The following is a 17341-nucleotide window of genomic DNA, read 5'->3' as shown; positions in this document are numbered from 1 at the left end:
CCGCGGTTTACCGTTTTGGCTTACTCGTTTTCAGCCGAGCTTCTTCAGCACCAGCGGCAGCGCCTCTTCGAGCAGCGCCATGTCCGTTTCCGGCCCGACGCTGACACGAATGCAGCGGTTGAGTGGCGCCACACCCGGCATGCGGATGAAGACACCGTGTTCCATCAATCCGTCGACGATCGCCCGCGCGTAAGCGCCATCGCGCCCGGCATCAACGGCCACGAAATTGGTGGCGGATACCAGCGGCTGCAAGCCATTCGTCCTGGCAATATCAGCGATCCGGTCGCGCGCGGCACGGATTTTCCCGATCACTTCGGAAAGATAGGCCTGATCCTTGAGGGCTGCGAGCGCTGCGACCGTCGCAAGCCGGTTCATGCCGAAATGGTTGCGGATCTTGTCGAAGGCCTGCGCCGTACCCGGCGTCGAGATGGCATAACCGACGCGGGCGCCGGCAAGACCATAGGCTTTGGAGAAGGTGCGGGTGCGCACGATATTCGGCAGGTCGATGAGGGAGGCGATCGAGGGCAGGGCCGAGGCCGGGCCGGTCTCGCTATAGGCTTCGTCGAGGATCATCAGGCAGGTCTCCGGCAAAGCGCGCGCAAAGGCGACGATCTCTTGGGCATCCCACCAGCTCCCCATCGGATTGTCGGGATTGGCGAAATAGACGAGCGGTGCGTTCTCGCGCTTGACCGCATCGAGCAGCGCGTCGAGATCCTCGCGGTCGCCGGCATAGGGAACGGTGACCAGCCGGCCACCGAAACCGTTCACGTGGAAATTGAAGGTGGGGTAGGCGCCGAGCGAGGTGACGACGGTGCCGTCGGGCTCGATCACCAGCCGCACGATCTGCCCGAGCAATTCATCGATGCCGCCGCCGATGGCGATATTGGCCGGTGTCACGTCGAGATGGGCGGCGAGCGCCTCGCGCAGAGCGTAGTTTTCCGGATCGTTGTACTTCCAGATATCGCCGGCCTGTTCCCGCATGGCGGTAATGACCGAGGGAGCCGGGCCGAAACCGTTTTCATTGGCGCCGATGCGCGCTTTGACCTTCAGGCCACGCTGGCGCTCGATGGCTTCGGGGCCGACGAAAGGAACGGTGGAGGGCAGGGCGCTGGCGAGCGGCGTGAAGCGCGAGAAGGCAGACATGCGAGGGCAATTTCCCGAAACTGTTGAAAAAGCCGCGCAACAATAGGCTCTCGCTTTGCCAAGGCAAGCAAGATTATTTCACGCTCGCGACTGCTCAGACGCGCTTGCCGTTGCGGCGCGCGTCGATCGCTTCGGTATTGCCGATCATGAAGTCGGCGCGCACTACCTTGCGCAGGACATCCAGTTCGATGAGGTTGATGAAGCGAACACCGATGCGTTCGTGATGGCGGTAGACCTCGGCACAGCCGATGCGATAGGCAAGCCCCAGGATGTTCAGGTAATAATGCTTGGGCAGGCCGGCCGTGGTGGACACGACGAAGGTCGCGCCGCCCTGGGAAATCTCGAGAATTTCGGCGCTGCGTATCGAAATTCCGGTCAGGCAGGGACGAACGGCGACGATACGGGCCGGCCGCTTGACGTTGAACTCCTCCCAGCGAATGTCGTAGACAGCCGACTTCACCGTGGCGAGGTGCGTTGCGCGGAGCATTTCCATTTCGCATTCTCCGTCAGACAGTTCAAATTTCGGGCTGTTCGACGGAGAGGCTCACACGAATGCTTTTCACATTCGTCAAATATAAAATTACAGTTTTAACGAGTTTGAGATTTGTGCGGTAGCGGCACATCTATTGTACCCTCTTGGGAATAAACCGGCGGACGTTAGGCCGGCAATCTTGCGAGCAATGGCCCTCGCAGGCATCGGGCGCAACCGGAAAGGTTCGCCTAAACAATATCCACCAGAGGCTCATGGCGAGCGGCCAGTCCTTTCGTGTCGACAAACGAGGGATGTTGCAGGGGCGGTAAGCCGCCAGTCCCAAAATGGCACCATGGAGAAGCGCCACTCCAAGGTTCGGCTAGGGAGGCATCCCTTTGCCTAATTGATCGCCGTAGGACGTGCGGGCGTCGAGGCAGCCGGCGCAGGCAGTGAGCGCTGTCTTCATCGTCTTCGATCTCCCGCTTTGTCCCTTCTGTGCCATGGCCTGCCTTCAGGATCGCGGTTGATTCTCTTTGGGCAGATTTTTCCCGAACTCTTTCAATTGCCGGGCGTTTTCTCTTAACGATGCGCTGCTTCCAATGATGAAAGCGAGGAAACTGAAATGACAGATGTCAAAGTTCCCTGGGAATCCTGGGTCGTCGTGTGCGATGGGGCAAAAGCCTTGATCCTGCAGAATGCAGGTGACGCCGAGCTGATGAACCTTCAGGTCCGTGAAACTCTCACACAGCCCAATCAGCCGACCCGTGAGCTTGGTACCGACAAGCCGGGCCGCGCCTATGCCCCGGACGGGCTCAGCGGCAGCGCCATGGAAGAGACCGATTGGCAGGACCAGGCCGAAGCCGACTTCCTGAGAGAAGTTGCGGTAAAACTCGATGAACTCGTGCATGAGAAGGAGGCAAGGCGCATCGTTCTGGTGGCGCCTCCGCGTGCGCTCGGCACGCTGCGTCCCAATCTCAGCGCCGATGCGCAGGCAGCGATCTCAGCCGAGGTGGCGAAGGATTATACCAACCTTCCCGTCGATCAGATCGAGCGGTATCTTGCCGCCTGATCGCCGCAAGCTATCGCTCTTCCAGCGCGGGTCAAACGGCCCGCGCTTTTTATATGGCCGAAAATGAGGGAATCACAGGCTGGTTTCGAAACTCAGCCGCAGCACGTGATGCAGGAATTCGGGGTTCAGCAGCATGTTGAAGCTGATGGTCACGAACTCGTCTTCGCGCTTGACCACGGTCGCGCCGATCTCGTCATGGATGCCGAGGATTTCCAGGAAGAAATTCTGCGGCATTTCTAGGCTGGGGCTGACTTCCAGCAGCGCGCCGGCGAGCGTGATGGTGCGGATCAGGCAGCGCACTTGCGTGCCGGTGCTGAGATGGTGGCCGACGAAGATGATGTTGCCGGGCCGGTCGAGGTTGAACTCCCTGTAAGCCTCTTCGGGCTTGGGATGTTCTGTGTCGAGGTGCATCTGAAAGGCCATATCAGCCTCCGCTTGTTGTACGATCAGATTTTAACGCGTGAATACTTACATCTGCTGAACAACGATCTTAAAATTGAAAGCTTGTGCAAAACCTAACGGCATAACGCTTTTATTGCAGGCTATACTGTTCAGAATCCGCCCAATTTTCAGTCAAGCCTGCGCCATCATTGACTTGGCGTCCGTGGTCGCGCATAGAGAAGCCGGTTCGAGGCACCTGCTGCTCGCGGATGAAACATCCATGGTGAAGCCCTCGCGATCATGGTCACAGCCCCTATGCATGCTGACTGACGGCAATGCGAGCCCCCCTGACAGTCGAATGGCATGCCTTTGAAAGGCTGAACCCGTGACTCGTACCACTATGACTATGACCTATCCACCGATCGACGAGCTGAAGGCCCAGGCAAAGCGCTTGCGCCAGGCCATGACCGAGCGCGGCAGCGAGATGAGCCATGCCGCCGCTCTCGAACTGATCGCCCGCCAATATGGCGCCCGCGACTGGAATACGCTCTCTGCCCTCGCTGCCAAGCCCAATGACAAACCCGCCTCGCCGATTTTCGTCGGCGCCCATGTCAGCGGGCGTTATCTGAACCAGCCCTTCACCGGCAAGGTTCTGGCGCTTGCGGCCGTCCCGGGCAGCGAATTCTACAGGATCACCATCCATTTCGATGAGCCTGTTGATGTCGTGACCTTCGAGAGCTTCTCGGCCTTCCGACAGCGCATCCACGCCCAGATCGACGAGAATGGCGTTTCGCCGCGCAAGACCTCCAACGGTCTGCCGCATCTCGTTCTCGATATCTGATCGCCAAATTGCTGCCCGTAGCACCCGGATTCCGTCCATGACCTCACGCTCTGAAACCAATGCCTTTCTGACCGGTCCGCTGCCTGCGGTTTTTGTCCGCACTGCGCTGCCGATCATTCTGATCACCACTATCAACGGCCTGTTCGCCGTGGTGGACGCCTATTTCCTCGGTGCCTATGTCGGGGCTGGCGCACTTTCCGCCGTCACACTGATCTTCCCCGGCCTGATGATGCTGGTCGCCCTCCAGTCGCTCGTCTCGAACGGTATGGCGAGCATCCTTGCCCGTGAACTCGGCGCAGGCAATCGCGATGCTGCCCGGCGCACGTTCGCGGCTGCCCATGTGCTGGCAATCGTGGTGGTGCTCGTCATCAACGCGATCTACTGGACGGTCGGCTGGAACATCGTCGACAATGCCGCCGCAGGCGATCTCGCCGTTGCCGAAAATGCCCGCACCTTCATGGGTATCATGGCCGGTGCCGCGCCCATCGCCTTCTTCCTGTCGCTCAATATCGATGCCTTGCGCAGCGAAGGCCGGATCGGCTTCATGACCATGGTGATGCTTGCCGCCACGGCACTCAACATCGCCGCCAATTGGTTCTTCATGGCGATCCTTGGATGGGGTGTGGCCGGCTCGGCGGTGGGCTCGGTGCTCGCCCAGGCGATCTGCCTGGTTGCCGTGCTGATCTACCGCTCGCGCAACGAGCGCGCGCTCCGCCCGGCCACCCGCTTTCCACTTTCGGACTGGCGGCCGATCCTGGCACTTGGCGCGCCGATGAGCCTCGGCTTCATCGGCATCTCGCTCTGCTCGGCAGCCGTGATCTTCAACCTGTCAATTTGGGGCGAGGGCGATTACGCCGCAACCGTCGGGGCGTACGGCATCATCACCCGTGTGATGACCGTCGCCTATCTGCCGCTGCTCGGCCTCAACATCGCCTTCCAGACGATCTGCGGCAACAATTATGGAGCCGGCCTTTCCGAGCGTGTCGGTCGCAGCCTGCAAGTTGCCCTGATCGCAGCCCTCGTCTACTGCACCGGCGTAGAGATTACGGTGGAATTGCTGGCTAGTCGCCTCGGCCATGTCTTCGTTGCCGACCCCGTCGTCATCGCCGAGGTCTCGCGCATCCTGCCATGGACGATCGGCGCCTATTTTCTGTTCGGCCAGATGATGGTGCTGTCTGGCTATTTCCAGGCGATCGGCGATGCCAGACGCGCAGCGATCTTCGGCCTGTCGCGCGCCTATCTCTTCACGCTGCCGCTGACTTTCCTGCTGCCGCGTGCGTTCGGGGAGATGGGCATCTGGATGGTGCCGGTCTTTGCCGAGGCCTGCATGTTCCTGCTGGCCTTCACTGTGCTTGCGCGCAATGCAAGGCGGCTCGGCTGGCGCTATGGGCTGCTGCCCGCTTGAAAAGAAAAGCAAGAAAGGGCCGCACCTTGCCGGCGCGGCCCTTTTTCAATCCCCGCTGGCTGCGGGTGCGGATGCGGATACCGCAGCAGCCTCCGCTTCTCCGAGCGCCTGCGCACATTCCTCGCAACAGACTTCAACGGTCTTGCCGCCAAGCTTCACGCTGATGGCATCCGGCCCGAGCTCGCAGTCGCAGGCAGCGCATGTGGTCTTCTTCATCTTGTCATCCTCCGGTTGGGTCCCGTTTGGGGCAGGATCATGAGACCACTGCTCGCCTTTCGCCGCTGTCGAATTCTTTAGCGACTTTACGCCCGAAGCCGTGTCGCGCGCTGAAATTCCGCCGGCGTCTGGCCATAGGCCTGGCGGAAGGATGCGGTGAAATGGCTGTGGCTGGAAAAACCGAGATCGAGGCCGAGCGCCGTCAGATCCTCATACCCGCCAAGAAGATCGAGCGCTCGGGCAAGGCGAAGTCGAAGCTGATAGCGGTAAAGTGGCGTCGCCTCCACCTGCTGGAAGACCTGCGTGAGATAGACAGGCGAAACGCCGACTTCCGTTGCGATCTCGGCGAGCGTCCAGCGTCGCGCGAGATCGGAGGAGAGCACGAGCTTTGCCCGGTCGACAAGTTTCTGCCTTCCGGCACTCGCACCCGCTGCATGCGAGGTGCGTTCGCCAAGCGAACGGCGCACGAGAGTGAGCGCCAGCGTTTCCGCTTCCAGCGTCTCGGCAACACCCCGGCGCAACCCGTGGCGAAGAAGCGCGACAAGCGCCTGCGCGCGCGGATCGATACGCCTGCGCTGGCGTTTGAAACCGAACAGCTCGCCGGCCTGCACCTGATCCTTGGGCGCAAGCTCGGCCAAAAGGGATTCGTCGATGGAAAGATCGATGCAGGCATCACCGCCCTCGACGGGATGGCTGATGCGGTAGCCTTGCCCGACATTGAAGAAGAGCATCTGATTGGCTTCCGCCACCGTGTCGGCGCGCCCGACATGGCGCATGAAGACACCGCGATAGGGATAGACGAGGCTCATCTTGTGGGCGCATTCCTCGTCGCTCTTGTGACGGCATTCCCCATTGCAGACAATGTCGCGGATCGCGACAGTCTTCGTCTTCAAGAGCAATGCGGTCGAAAATTGCGACATCGGTGTTTCCGGATTTTTGCGCGGCGAGCAGTGCCCGCCGCGGCACCTTATCACAATCCCTTGTTGCTCCAGTAGTGGCTTGAGATATGCACGTCGCTTTCGATCTGGCCGCGGGAAAGACCGATATCCTTCAGCTGATCGTCTGACAGCTCCATGACGGCGCTGCGACTGCGCCGTTCGGCGAGCTTTCGTGCCATCAAACGAAAGCCGGTCACCAGACCTGCAAGAAGCCGGGACTGTCTGGTTTCCGTTCGGCGGGTGGTCTGGGCATAAATTGTAAGGCTAGAGCCGCGCATGGTGTTTCCTCCATCCAGTGCGTTGGAATGGGAGGATTGAACCATTTGTGCGGCTTGCCCGCTGTCAGATTATTTAGCGATCTGCAGCTGCGTCAGGCTTTCAGCAGCCACTCATGTTCCGGCGCATTGTAGAACTTCCAGACACGCTTCGGACCAGCCATGACATTGAGATAATAGAGATCGTAGCCATGCGTCGCCGCGCAAGGGTGATATCCCTTAGGCACCAGCGTCACGTCACCGTCTTCCACGACCATGGCCTCGTCAAGTGAGCGGTCATCGGTATAGACGCGCTGGAAGCCGAAGCCCTGGGGCGGGTTGAGGCGGTGATAATAGGTCTCTTCCAGCATGCTTTCATGCGGAAGATCGTCCCGGTCATGCTTGTGCGGTGGATAGGACGAGGTGTGCCCGCCGGGCGTGATGACCTCGACGACGAGCAGCGAATGCGCCGAGCTGTCGTCCTCAGGCATGATATTGTTGACGTAGCGCACATTCGTGCCCTTGCCGCGCGTCAGCGGCGGGTGGGTGCCCGGCGGAATGGCCTTCGCCTCATAGGTGCCGCCGCCGGGGGCAGAGCAGACGGCCAGCTCCAGATCAGTCTCGGCCGTCACCGACCATGTCGATTCCATCGGGATATAGAGAGCGTGCGGTGCGCCGTCGAAAGGGCTCATGCGCTCGCCGAGCGTACCAAAATCCCTGGTGCCGGCCGAAGCCTTGCCCTTGCCGCTCACCCAGACGAGGCAGACCTCGCGTTCGCCGGTCTCGCCCGATACCGTCTCGCCCGGCTTCAGGCAGTACATGTCGAAGCCGACATAGGTCCAGCCGGCGCTTTCCGGGGTCACATGCGTGACGCGGCCATGCGTGCCTGACGGTTTTACCTTGAGGTTTGGCATTGGTATTCTCCTCCTGAATTGGTGCGTGCGGCCCCCTCATCCGGCTGCCGCCACCTTCTCCCCAGCGGGGAGAAGGTGCCCGGAGGGCGGATGAGGGGGCTGCGCGCTCCGACGCTAGCTTCAATCTCTCCCCACTGGGGAGGGGTTTTTCTCTTCCGTTACCCCTTCGGAAACCCTTCCGTCTCCACCGTATAGCCGGCAGCCGTCATGACCCGCATCAGCTCGGCATGACCGATCTCTGCCATCTTCTGCGGCGGCGCCTTACGCGGATCCTGCTCGGCTTCGACGACGAACCAGCCTTCATAACCATAATCAGCAAACCGCTTGACGATCGCGCCGAAATCGAGCGAGCCGTCGCCCGGCACGGTGAAGGCGCCGAGCGCCACCGCGTCGAGGAAGGATTGCTTGCTGCGATCCAGGCCATCGACGACGGCCTTGCGGATATCCTTGACGTGCACATGGTTGATGCGGGCATGGTGATTGTCGATCGCGCGCAGCACGTCACCGCCGGCAAAGGCCAGATGCCCGGCATCGAGCAGCAGCGGAATGCCCGCGCCCGAATTCTTCATGAAGGCATCGAGCTCCGGCTCGGTCTCGACGACAGCTGCCATATGATGGTGGTAGGAAAGCGGCATGCCCTGATCGGCGCACCATTCGCCGAATTCGGTGACGCGGCGTCCATAGGCCTTCATCTCGTCATCGCCAAGCCGCGGCTTGGTCGCGAGCGGCTTGGAGCGATCACCCTGGATCGAGCGGCCGACCTCGCCATAGACGATGCAGGGCGCATTGACCGCTTTGAACAGCTCGATCATCGGCGCGATACGGTCCTTGTTGGCCGCAAGCTCCTCGTTGACAAGCGTGCCGGAGAACCAGCCGCCGCAGAGCGTCACGTCGGCGGCGCGCAGAATGGGCAGCATCTCTTGCGGGTTGCTCGGGAAACGGCGGCCCTGCTCCATGCCGGTAAAGCCGGCGGTGCGGGACTGGCGCAGGCATTCCTCGAGGGAAACGTCGTCGCTGAGTTCGGGAAGATCGTCGTTCCACCATGCGATGGGCGACATGCCGAGTTTGGCCTTCATGAATAGTCTCCTTGGAAATGGCGCGGAGGAGCGCTGCCGCTCCTCCAGAAAATCATAGCAATCGATCAGCCGACGCGCTGGGCAGCGCGCGCTTTGACATAGGCCTCATGCGCCTTGTTGACCTCGCCGCGCGGGCTGACTTCCGGCACCGCGACATCCCACCAGTGGCCGCCGGCGTCGGTGGTAACAAGCGGATCGGTGTCGATCACGAAGACCGAGGTGCGGTCATTCTTCTTCGAATCGGCGATCGCCTGTTCCAGCTCGGCGATCGAGGAAACCTTGACCGCGATCGCTCCCATCGCTTCGGCATGCGCGCGGAAATCGATCTCGGGCATGACCTCGTGATAGGCGTCCTTCAAGAGATTGTTGAAGTTGGCGCCGCCGGTGGCCATCTGCAGGCGGTTGATGCAGCCATAGCCGCGGTTATCGAGCAGCACGATGTCGAGTTTGAGACCCAGCATGACCGAGGTCGCAAGCTCGGAGTTCATCATCATGTAGGAGCCGTCGCCGACCATAACGACCACGTCCTTTTCCGGATGCGCCATCTTGGCGCCGAGGCCGCCGGCGATTTCATAGCCCATGCAGGAGAAGCCGTATTCCATGTGGTAGCTGCCGGGAACAGTCGCCGGCCATAGCTTGTGCAACTCACCCGGCAGCCCGCCGGCGGCGCAAAGCAGCACCGTCTTCTCGCCGCCGATCGACCGGGCGACTGCGCCGATAACCTGCGCATCGGAGGGCAGGGCGGCATTGGTGGTGCCCATCGCCTTGGCGGCGGCTTCCATCCAGACGTTCTTTTCCTTCGTTGCCTTTTCGGCAAGGGCAGCCGGTGCCTTCCAGCCGGAGAGCTCAGCCGAGAGTGCCTTCAGTCCCTCGCGGGCATCGGCAACCAGCGGATGGCTGTCATGCTTGAGCGCATCATAGGCCGCGATATTCAGGCTGAGCAGCTTGAAGTTCTCATTCTTGAAGAGCGCCCATGAGCCTGTTGTAAAGTCCTGGCAGCGCGTGCCGACGGCAATCACCAGATCGGTTTCCTCGGCAATCGCATTGGCAGCCGAGGTGCCGGTTACGCCGACGGAACCGAGCGCCAGCGGATGACGTTCATCGATTGCCGACTTGCCTGCCTGCGTTACGACGACGGGAACGCCATGCGTTTCCGCGAAGGCGGCAAGTTCCTTCGTCGCCTGCGAATAGAGAACGCCACCGCCGGCAACGATGACAGGCTTCTGCGAAGCCTTGATCAGGGCAATGGCATTGGCAAGCTCGTCGGCATCCGGCTGCGGACGGCGCACCGTCCAGACCTTTTCTTCGAACAGGCTTTCCGGATAGTCGAAGGCTTCCGCCTGAACGTCCTGGCAGAGCGACAGCGTCACCGGGCCGCAATCGAGCGGATCGGTTAGAACCTGCATGGCGCGCTTCAGCGCCGTGATGATCTGTTCCGGCCGGGTGATACGGTCGAAATAGCGCGAGACCGGGCGGAAAGCATCATTGGCCGAAACCGTCCCGTCGCCGAAATCCTCGATCTGCTGCAGCACCGGATCGGGTGCGCGATTGGCGAAGATATCGCCGGGCAGGAAGAGCACCGGGATGCGGTTGACATGTGCCACGCCAGCGGCCGTCACCATGTTCAGCGCGCCGGGGCCGATGGAGGTCGTGCAGGCCATGAAACGCTGGCGGAAGCTCGCCTTGGCGTAGGCGATTGCAGCATGGGCCATGCCCTGTTCGTTATGCGCGCGATAGGTCGGCAGTTCCTGGCGGACCTGATAGAGCGCTTCGCCCATGCCGGCGACATTGCCGTGGCCGAAGATCGCCCAGACACCGCCGAAGATCGGCACTTTCTTGCCGTCCACGATGGTCATCTGCACTCTAAGGAAATGCGCGACGGCCTGCGCCATCGTCAATCTTACCGTCTTGCCCATCGGGCGCCTCCCAAATTCACTCTACTTAATTGAGACCGCGCGTTTTCAGCCAGGCCTCTGTCAATTGCTTGAAGCGGCCGGCCATATCGGCAATCGCTTCCTCGTCGTTGAGCTTGCCCGAAAGCCAGCCGCGCGCCGCATCGGCAAAGATCGTGCGGCCAACCGCAAAGCCCTTGACCGAGGACGCCGCCAATGTCGCCTCGAAACCCTTCACCAGTTCGTCGGCGGGAGCCTCAAGCCCCAGCAGCACGATACCGCGGCACAATGGATCATTTTTGGCAATCACGGCATCGATCTTTTTCCAGGCGCCGGTTGAGGCCTGCGGCTCCAGCTTCCACCAGTCCGGCTTGATGCCGAGCGCGTAGAGCTCTTCCAGCGCCGTCGAGACGGTATCGTCGGTCAGCGGCCCGTTCTTGCTGGAGATGATCTCCACCAGCAGCTCGCGGCCAACCTTGCGTGCGGCTTCAAAGAGCGTGCGCAGCTTCTCCTGCTGTTCCTTCTTCAACTCGTCCGGATCGTCGGGATGGTAGAAACACAGGCACTTGATGCAATGGTCGAGCGGCCATTCCACCAGCTGTGAGCCGATATCCTGGCTGAATTCGAAACGCAGCGGCTTGGAGCCCGGAAGCTCGACCGGGCGGCCGATCCAGGTGAAATCCTTCTTGGCCGCGTCGAAGAAGGCATCGCGGCCGAAGCGTTCGTCGATCAGCATGCCATAGCCCGTCCGGCCATTGGCAACGCGGGCAGCGGCTTCCACCGCCAGTCGCTTGAAGGCGACGATCTGCTTGTAATCGATGTTGAGCTCGTCGCAGACAGCGGTTAGCTGCGAACGGTGGTCGATGGCGAGCGCCATCAGTAGCGGGATCTCGCCCTTGCGGGTCGAGGCCCAATGGATGTGGTTGATCGCCTCGTCCTTGCGCAGCGCGCGGTGTTTGCTGCCGTTCTTCAGGAAGAAGTCGAGCTCCGCCCAGGTCGGATATTCTGGCGAGCAGAGCAGGCGGGAAACGGCAAAGGCGCCGCAGGCATTCGCCCAGGTGGCGCAGGTCTTCAGCGGTTCATCCTTCAGCCAGCCACGCAACAGGCCGGACATGAACGCATCGCCCGCGCCGAGCACGTTGAACACCTCGATCGGAAAGCCCTGGCCGACAATGCCGTCTTCCAGATTGTCGCTGATCGGGCCGTCATAGACGATACAGCCCATGGCTCCGCGCTTTAGAACGATGGTCGCAGGCGAGTGGCGTCTGATCTCCTTCAACGCACCGAGAACATCATCGGCACCCGATGCAATCAGGATCTCTTCTTCCGTACCGACGATCAGATCGCAATCCGGCAGCGTCTCCTTCATCTTCGATGAGACGCGGTCCGATTTCACATAACGCTCGAAGCCCTCGGCGTGGCCGGCAAGGCCCCAGAGGTTCGGCCGGTAGTCGATATCGAAAATCACCTTGCGGCCGTTCGCCTTGGCAAGGCGGATCGCCTTGCGCTGCGCGGCCTCCGTATTCGGGCGGGAGAAATGTGTGCCCGAAACCAGCACCGCCCGCGAGGACCTGATGAAATCCTCGTCGATATCGCCTTCATCGAGCGCCATGTCGGCGCAGTCGGACCGGTAGAAAATCATCGGCGAAACGCCTTCGGCCTCGACCGCCAGCAGCACCAGCGCCGTCAGCCGGTCCTTGTCCGTCTTGATGCCTTTCGTCTCGACGCCTTCGCGCGCCGACTGCTCGATGATGAAGCGACCCATCTGCTCGTCGCCGACGCGGGTAATCAATGCCGATTTCAGCCCGAGCCGCGCCGTGCCGATCGCGATATTGGCAGGGCAGCCGCCGACGGATTTCGCAAACGAACCGATATCTTCCAGCCGCGAACCGATTTGCTGACCGTAAAGGTCGACGGACGAACGGCCGATGGTGATCACGTCGAGTGTCGGCTCCGGCTGTGAGCCCGGATTCGATTGTGCCATGATGTCCTCCCGCTAGATTTTTACGCGGCCTGGACCGTCCGCGAATTTTGAATAATGAAACATTGGTTCCGTCTCTTTGTCAATTCGGAATGTTTATTCCATTTTTGTCTTCACGGGTTTTGAGTGCTGTAATTTGCGTCGCCGCTCCGCAATGGCAACCGGCAGCGCCATGGTGAGTGCCATGGAGGCCGACAATGAACGGAAGCCGGCGAAATCGGCCTCCGCTACTTCGAACCAGTGCGTGGCGCAGGCAGCGAGCGGCGAGAAGGCCGAATCGGTGATCGCAACAACCGGCACACCGCGATCGGCAAGCTCCTGGCTCTGGATAAGGCTGTCGGCCGCATAGGGAGAAAAGCTCGCCGCAATCGCCGCATCGCGCGGCGTGGCGAATTGTACCATCTCCGGATCGACGCCGTTTGGCGAGGCGACGATCTGATGGCGGATGTTCAGCTTGGAAAAGGCGTAGGTCATGTGCGCCGTCAGCGGATAGGAGCGCCGCTTGGCGATGAGATAGATGGTCTCCGCCGCCGCCAGGATATCGACGGCCTTCGCAAAAGTGTCCGTCTGCACCGTCGCCGCAAGCCGGTTCACCGACTGACTCGCAGCGGAAATAAAGCCTGTCAGCAGCGTTGCATCCTCATCATCCCCGCCGGACTGCTCCAGCGTAACGAGGCGTTCCTCATAGCTCAGCGTCCGGTCACGCAGCCGTTCGCGAAAAATGCTCTGGAGATCGGAAAAGCCTTCATAGCCGAGGTGATGGGCAAGGCGCACCAGCGTGGAGGGTTGCACATCGGAGGCCGCGGCAATGCTGGCCGTCGTGCCGAACGCGATTTCATCGGGATTGCCGAGCGCAAAGGCGGCCACCTGCGCCAGCCGCTTCGGCATGTTCGCCTTGCGCTCGATGATCGTACTGCGCAGGCTTTCGAAATCGCGTGGCACGCGCGCTCTTTGGGGATCATTATCCATGCTGACGGCTCAGAAGATGAAACAAATATTCCATATTTCGGAGCATAAACGATTTCGATGAAGGCGCCTAATTGTTTTTAATAGGCTGAAAATCAAGGGTTTTAGACAATTTAGAGAAGGCCGGACCGAATTGATGCAGCGGGACATGCTTGTCAAAATGATCCAAATATTCCAAAAATTCCTCCGGAGTTGAGGAGGAGACCCTGCAATGAAGCCACTCGGCATCGGTTTGATCGGCACCGGTTATATGGGCAAGTGCCACGCGCTGGCATGGAACGCGGTAAAAACCGTCTTCGGCGATGTCGAGCGGCCGCGCCTCGTGCATCTTGCAGAGGCGAATGCGGAGCTCGCAAGCGCCCGCGCTGCCGAATTTGGCTTCGAGAGGGCGACGGCCGACTGGCGGGCGCTGATTGTTGATCCCGATGTGGATGTCGTCTCCGTCACGACACCCAACCAGTTCCACGCCGAAATGGCGATCGCCGCCTTGCAGGCGGGCAAGCATGTCTGGTGCGAAAAGCCGATGGCGCCCGCCTATGCCGATGCCGAGCGCATGCTTCAGATTGCCAGGCAATCCGGCAAGGTCGCCGTGCTCGGCTACAACTATATCCAGAACCCGATCATGCGGCATATCAAGACGCTGATCGGCGAAGGTGCGATCGGCTCCGTCAATCATATCCGCGTCGAAATGGACGAGGATTTCATGGCTGATCCGGACGGTCTCTTCTATTGGAAGAGCGAATTGTCGGCCGGTTACGGCGCACTCGACGATTTCGCCGTCCATCCGCTGTCGCTGCTCTGGTATCTCTTCGGCCATGTCGAAGCCGTCACCACGGATATGGTCAAACCCTATGCCGACCGTCCTCTGAAGGAAGGCGGCAGACGCGCGGTCGAAAATCACGATGCGGCGAATGTCCTGATGCGCCTCGGCGGCGGTATCTCGGCGGTGCTGATGGCAAACCGCGCCGCCTGGGGCCGCAAGGGCCGTATCGCGTTGCAGATCTACGGCTCGAAGGGCTCGATCCTCTACGATCAGGAGCGCATGAACGAATTCGAGCTTTATCAGGCCGAGGGACGAGGCTCCGAGCAGGGCTTCCGCAAGGTACTGGCGGCTCCCGCCCATCATCCCTATGATCGCTTCATTCCGGCCCCCGGCCACGGCCTCGGCTTCAACGATCTCAAGATCATCGAATGCCGCGAACTGATCCGGGCGATTTCCGGGGAGCTGGCGTCGATCGTGACATTCGAAGACGGTCTCAGGATAGAGAAGTCGGTTCATGCCATGGCACAGTCCTTTCATGAGCGCCGCTGGATCGAGATCGGCTGAAGCAAGCCTTCGCTTCCGTTGACGGCGTTTGGGGCAGGGGATAGGCCTTATCCCTGTTGAATGGCTGATATTCGGGAGTGGTATCGTGACGGACAGACTGGTGATCATCGGCGCGGGGCAGGCAGGCTTCGCATTGGCAGCCAAGCTGCGTGCGCTGAAGGATGAGCGTCCGATTACGCTGATTGGCGCCGAAGACGTGCTTCCTTACCAGCGCCCGCCTCTGTCGAAGAAGTATCTGCTCGGCGAAATGGCCTTCGACCGCCTGCTGTTCCGCCCCGAGCATTGGTATCCAGACAATAATGTCGAGATCCGCCTTTCGACCTGGGCCGAGCAGATCAAGCGCGATGCGAAGCAGGTTCTGCTGCAGGATGGCTCCACTCTCGACTATGGCACGCTGGCAATCGTGACGGGCTCGACGCCCCGCCGCCTGCCTGCGGCCATCGGCGGCGATCTCGAAGGCGTCTATGTCGCCCGCGATAAGCGTGATGCCGATCTGCTGGCAGGGGAAATGCGCCCCGGCCGCCGTGTCCTCATCATCGGCGGCGGTTATATTGGTCTTGAGGCTGCCGCCGTCGCCCGCCATCTCGGTCTTGAAGTGACCGTTATCGAGATGGCCGACCGTATCCTGCAGCGTGTCGCCGCCAGGGAAACGGCCGACATCATGCGCGCGATCCATAAGAGCCACGACGTGACGATTCGCGAAAAGACTGGCCTGAAGCATCTTGTAGGCAAGAATGGCCGGGTAACCGGCGCCGAGCTTTCCGATGGCAGCATCATCGATGTGGATTTCGTCATCGTCGGCATCGGCGTGGTGCCGAACGATCTCCTCGCCAAGGAGGCAGGGCTCGAAGTCGGCAATGGAATCATCGTCGATGAATTCGCCCGCACGTCTGATCCGTCGATTTATGCGGCGGGAGACTGCGCAAGTCTGCCGTGGCAGGGCGGTCGAATACGGCTCGAATCGGTCCAGAACGCCGTCGATCAGGCGGACGCCGCCGCCGCCGTCATCGCCGGCGGAAACGAACCCTATGACCCGAAACCCTGGTTCTGGTCTGACCAGTATGATGTGAAACTGCAGATCGCCGGCTTCAATATGGGCTACGACGACACGCTGCTGCGCCCCGGCGCCCGCGAAGGAGCAAGCTCCGTCTGGTATTTCCGCGAGGGCAAGCTGATCGCCGTCGACGCCATCAACGATGCAAAAGCCTATGTGACGGGCAAGAAGATGTTGGAATCAGGCATTAATCCGGATCGGGCGATGCTCGCTGATCCCTCCGTCGATCTGAAGCAATTGCTGGGCTAAGGCGGAGTCAGCTCGCTTGGCTCTGCAGGCAGTTTCAGTTTTGAACCGTCACAATCGCGTTTGCCACCTAAATAAAGGACGTGTGAAAACTGCAAAAAAAGCTTGATCGTACCGGTGAATACCCATATCAGGGCTCCCACCGGAGAGGTGGCCGAGTGGTCGAAGGCGCTCCCCTGCTAAGGGAGTATACCCGAGAGGGTATCGTGGGTTCGAATCCCATCTTCTCCGCCATCTGTCTAATAGAGTCAGATGAATGCCAGCCGATATCGATCCAGCCATACCACTTGCCACAGCAGAATTTCGCCTGCCTCAACGGGGCTTGCCGCACCTGCGGCATGGCGGACAAGTGTCACCGGTTAGAACCGAAAATACAAGGTCACTCCTGACCGCGGACGGTAACCGTAATAATCGCGATAGCCGTAATAATCGCGATCGTAATACCGCGGGTATCTGTAACCGTAGCGCGGATATCCGTAGCATCTGCCATAGTATCTGCAGGAACGGTAGGCGTACCGGTGGTTCCAGTGGCGATCCGCGCGCCAATGCCGATGGCTCCGATGTCTGATCTGTTCGACGTTGCCAATCTGCACTTGCTCTGCTCTCGGCACGAAGATCGGCGCCGCGTTCAGCGGTGGGACGAAAGATGCAGCCAGGACGACGGCTGCGAGTGCTGGTAATAGCTTTCTCATCGACGTATCCTCTTAGGTCTTCAGCTTGAGCCCCCAGGCGTGAACCTCCGATGAACAGCGTCATCGATCGAATCGCCTGGAATTGCCCTCCAGCCGGCCACATGCCTCGTTCTCGAATCGCGATGATTGCGGGGCGAATCGCATACGGAAACCGATCGCCGCTCGTCCGCTAACGCTGAATGCGGTTTCGATTTTCGGATTGGCGAGCTCCACCGGTCGCTGGCCGGTTTCTCAAAAAAGTGGAATCGGGCAGAAAAATGGTGCCGATCTGGCACAGAGGAACGCGCTGCCCTCTCATGAAAGCGCAATAAATATCGGGAAAATAAGCACTTTCTTAATAAAGCCTAAACACGCTGCGACCCCGCTGCCCAATTTGTGGCCTTTCAGCAACAGGGTTTGGGTAAGGTTTTCGTAAACCCCTCTCGAACACAAGTTGGTGATTGCGTGACAGCCGCCGTCTTGTATTTTCAGCCT

The 17341-nt window shown here is 60.4% G+C and carries 17 protein-coding genes, 1 tRNA gene and 1 pseudogene; 6 read left to right on the top strand and 13 right to left on the bottom strand.

Translation table 11 applies throughout. The annotated features are described in order from the left end of the window. Positions 1-30: 30 nt before the first annotated feature. The 3 genes and pseudogenes from FHT92_RS03025 to FHT92_RS29815 all read right to left on the bottom strand — a co-directional run bounded on the left by FHT92_RS03025 (position 31) and on the right by FHT92_RS29815 (position 2081). Positions 31-1143 carry a pyridoxal phosphate-dependent aminotransferase gene (locus tag FHT92_RS03025; RefSeq protein WP_183822423.1) on the bottom strand — a complete coding sequence of 371 codons (1113 nt, stop codon included), beginning with the start codon at positions 1141-1143 and terminating at the stop codon, positions 31-33. A gap of 94 nt (positions 1144-1237) precedes the next feature. Continuing rightward, on the bottom strand, positions 1238-1636 hold the full coding sequence (locus tag FHT92_RS03020) for a PilZ domain-containing protein (RefSeq protein WP_183744483.1): 399 nt from the start codon (positions 1634-1636) through the stop codon (positions 1238-1240). A gap of 130 nt (positions 1637-1766) precedes the next feature. Further along, positions 1767-2081, bottom strand: a pseudogene (locus FHT92_RS29815) (hypothetical protein). A 156-nt stretch (positions 2082-2237) separates the two neighbouring features. Between FHT92_RS29815 and FHT92_RS03015 the strand changes: the two are divergent. After that, entirely contained in the window at positions 2238-2684 is a 447-nt protein-coding gene (locus FHT92_RS03015; RefSeq protein ID WP_183822421.1) for a host attachment protein, read from the top strand. Positions 2685-2756: 72 nt separating this feature from the next. Here FHT92_RS03015 and FHT92_RS03010 read toward each other — a convergent pair whose 3' ends face one another. Beyond that, a complete protein-coding gene (locus FHT92_RS03010; RefSeq protein ID WP_183745347.1) occupies positions 2757-3095 on the bottom strand; it encodes a hypothetical protein in 339 nt (112 codons plus the stop codon). A 370-nt stretch (positions 3096-3465) separates the two neighbouring features. Here FHT92_RS03010 and FHT92_RS03005 point away from each other — a divergent pair, with 370 nt between their 5' ends. Both FHT92_RS03005 and FHT92_RS03000 read left to right on the top strand, forming a co-directional pair. Further along, on the top strand, positions 3466-3906 hold the full coding sequence (locus FHT92_RS03005; RefSeq protein WP_183745343.1) for a glyoxalase superfamily protein: 441 nt from the start codon (positions 3466-3468) through the stop codon (positions 3904-3906). Between the two features lie 37 nt (positions 3907-3943). Beyond that, a complete protein-coding gene (locus FHT92_RS03000; RefSeq protein ID WP_183822419.1) occupies positions 3944-5311 on the top strand; it encodes an MATE family efflux transporter in 1368 nt (455 codons plus the stop codon). A gap of 45 nt (positions 5312-5356) precedes the next feature. Here FHT92_RS03000 and FHT92_RS02995 read toward each other — a convergent pair whose 3' ends face one another. The 8 genes from FHT92_RS02995 to FHT92_RS02960 all read right to left on the bottom strand — a co-directional run bounded on the left by FHT92_RS02995 (position 5357) and on the right by FHT92_RS02960 (position 13551). Further along, positions 5357-5527, bottom strand: coding sequence for a hypothetical protein (locus FHT92_RS02995; protein ID WP_183822417.1), 171 nt, complete (start codon positions 5525-5527; stop codon positions 5357-5359). Between the two features lie 86 nt (positions 5528-5613). Further along, positions 5614-6447: an AraC family transcriptional regulator gene (locus FHT92_RS02990; RefSeq protein ID WP_183822415.1), complete on the bottom strand. Its 834-nt coding sequence runs from the start codon at positions 6445-6447 to the stop codon at positions 5614-5616. 50 nt (positions 6448-6497) lie between these two features. Beyond that, positions 6498-6743 (bottom strand): DUF1127 domain-containing protein, encoded by a 246-nt coding sequence (locus FHT92_RS02985; protein ID WP_183822413.1) that lies wholly within the window; start codon positions 6741-6743, stop codon positions 6498-6500. 92 nt (positions 6744-6835) lie between these two features. Beyond that, complete coding sequence (gene iolB / locus FHT92_RS02980) at positions 6836-7633, bottom strand: 5-deoxy-glucuronate isomerase (protein WP_183744466.1); 798 nt, start codon at positions 7631-7633, stop codon at positions 6836-6838. A gap of 158 nt (positions 7634-7791) precedes the next feature. After that, on the bottom strand, positions 7792-8709 hold the full coding sequence (gene iolE / locus FHT92_RS02975) for a myo-inosose-2 dehydratase (protein ID WP_183822411.1): 918 nt from the start codon (positions 8707-8709) through the stop codon (positions 7792-7794). A gap of 65 nt (positions 8710-8774) precedes the next feature. After that, a complete protein-coding gene (gene iolD, locus FHT92_RS02970) occupies positions 8775-10625 on the bottom strand; it encodes a 3D-(3,5/4)-trihydroxycyclohexane-1,2-dione acylhydrolase (decyclizing) (RefSeq protein WP_183822409.1) in 1851 nt (616 codons plus the stop codon). Positions 10626-10650: 25 nt separating this feature from the next. After that, positions 10651-12585: a bifunctional 5-dehydro-2-deoxygluconokinase/5-dehydro-2-deoxyphosphogluconate aldolase gene (iolC, locus tag FHT92_RS02965; protein WP_183822407.1), complete on the bottom strand. Its 1935-nt coding sequence runs from the start codon at positions 12583-12585 to the stop codon at positions 10651-10653. A gap of 93 nt (positions 12586-12678) precedes the next feature. Further along, positions 12679-13551, bottom strand: coding sequence for a MurR/RpiR family transcriptional regulator (locus FHT92_RS02960; protein WP_183822405.1), 873 nt, complete (start codon positions 13549-13551; stop codon positions 12679-12681). A 208-nt stretch (positions 13552-13759) separates the two neighbouring features. On the opposite strand from FHT92_RS02960, the gene FHT92_RS02955 reads away from it, so the two are divergent. From FHT92_RS02955 to FHT92_RS02945, 3 genes are all read left to right on the top strand, one after another. Then, complete coding sequence (locus tag FHT92_RS02955) at positions 13760-14875, top strand: Gfo/Idh/MocA family protein (RefSeq protein ID WP_183822403.1); 1116 nt, start codon at positions 13760-13762, stop codon at positions 14873-14875. 85 nt (positions 14876-14960) lie between these two features. Further along, positions 14961-16178: an FAD-dependent oxidoreductase gene (locus FHT92_RS02950; RefSeq protein ID WP_183744452.1), complete on the top strand. Its 1218-nt coding sequence runs from the start codon at positions 14961-14963 to the stop codon at positions 16176-16178. A gap of 141 nt (positions 16179-16319) precedes the next feature. After that, positions 16320-16409: transfer RNA gene (locus FHT92_RS02945), tRNA-Ser, on the top strand. Between the two features lie 125 nt (positions 16410-16534). Here the strand turns inward: FHT92_RS02945 and FHT92_RS29170 are convergent. After that, positions 16535-16867 (bottom strand): hypothetical protein, encoded by a 333-nt coding sequence (locus FHT92_RS29170; RefSeq protein WP_246715271.1) that lies wholly within the window; start codon positions 16865-16867, stop codon positions 16535-16537. Between the last annotated feature and the right edge of the window lie 474 nt (positions 16868-17341).

Origin of the sequence: Rhizobium sp. BK377, from assembly GCF_014193935.1 — a bacterium.
Lineage (GTDB): Bacteria > Pseudomonadota > Alphaproteobacteria > Rhizobiales > Rhizobiaceae > Rhizobium.
The sequence above is the reverse complement of the archived record's forward strand: the minus strand, read 5'-3'. Positions and strand labels throughout refer to the sequence as shown.

Excerpts from the sequence above, each read along its gene's own strand:
- FHT92_RS03010 (WP_183745347.1), bottom strand. The coding sequence starts at position 3,095 with ATGCACCTCGACACAGAACATCCCAAGCCCGAAGAGGCTTACAGGGAG.
- iolB (WP_183744466.1), bottom strand. The coding sequence starts at position 7,633 with ATGCCAAACCTCAAGGTAAAACCGTCAGGCACGCATGGCCGCGTCACG.
- FHT92_RS03005 (WP_183745343.1), top strand. The coding sequence starts at position 3,466 with ATGACTATGACCTATCCACCGATCGACGAGCTGAAGGCCCAGGCAAAG.
- iolC (WP_183822407.1), bottom strand. The coding sequence starts at position 12,585 with ATGGCACAATCGAATCCGGGCTCACAGCCGGAGCCGACACTCGACGTG.
- iolE (WP_183822411.1), bottom strand. The coding sequence starts at position 8,709 with ATGAAGGCCAAACTCGGCATGTCGCCCATCGCATGGTGGAACGACGAT.
- FHT92_RS02985 (WP_183822413.1), bottom strand. The coding sequence starts at position 6,743 with ATGCGCGGCTCTAGCCTTACAATTTATGCCCAGACCACCCGCCGAACG.
- FHT92_RS03015 (WP_183822421.1), top strand. The coding sequence starts at position 2,238 with ATGACAGATGTCAAAGTTCCCTGGGAATCCTGGGTCGTCGTGTGCGAT.
- FHT92_RS03000 (WP_183822419.1), top strand. The coding sequence starts at position 3,944 with ATGACCTCACGCTCTGAAACCAATGCCTTTCTGACCGGTCCGCTGCCT.
- FHT92_RS02960 (WP_183822405.1), bottom strand. The coding sequence starts at position 13,551 with ATGGATAATGATCCCCAAAGAGCGCGCGTGCCACGCGATTTCGAAAGC.
- FHT92_RS02995 (WP_183822417.1), bottom strand. The coding sequence starts at position 5,527 with ATGAAGAAGACCACATGCGCTGCCTGCGACTGCGAGCTCGGGCCGGAT.
- FHT92_RS03025 (WP_183822423.1), bottom strand. The coding sequence starts at position 1,143 with ATGTCTGCCTTCTCGCGCTTCACGCCGCTCGCCAGCGCCCTGCCCTCC.
- iolD (WP_183822409.1), bottom strand. The coding sequence starts at position 10,625 with ATGGGCAAGACGGTAAGATTGACGATGGCGCAGGCCGTCGCGCATTTC.
- FHT92_RS03020 (WP_183744483.1), bottom strand. The coding sequence starts at position 1,636 with ATGGAAATGCTCCGCGCAACGCACCTCGCCACGGTGAAGTCGGCTGTC.
- FHT92_RS29170 (WP_246715271.1), bottom strand. The coding sequence starts at position 16,867 with ATGAGAAAGCTATTACCAGCACTCGCAGCCGTCGTCCTGGCTGCATCT.
- FHT92_RS02955 (WP_183822403.1), top strand. The coding sequence starts at position 13,760 with ATGAAGCCACTCGGCATCGGTTTGATCGGCACCGGTTATATGGGCAAG.
- FHT92_RS02990 (WP_183822415.1), bottom strand. The coding sequence starts at position 6,447 with ATGTCGCAATTTTCGACCGCATTGCTCTTGAAGACGAAGACTGTCGCG.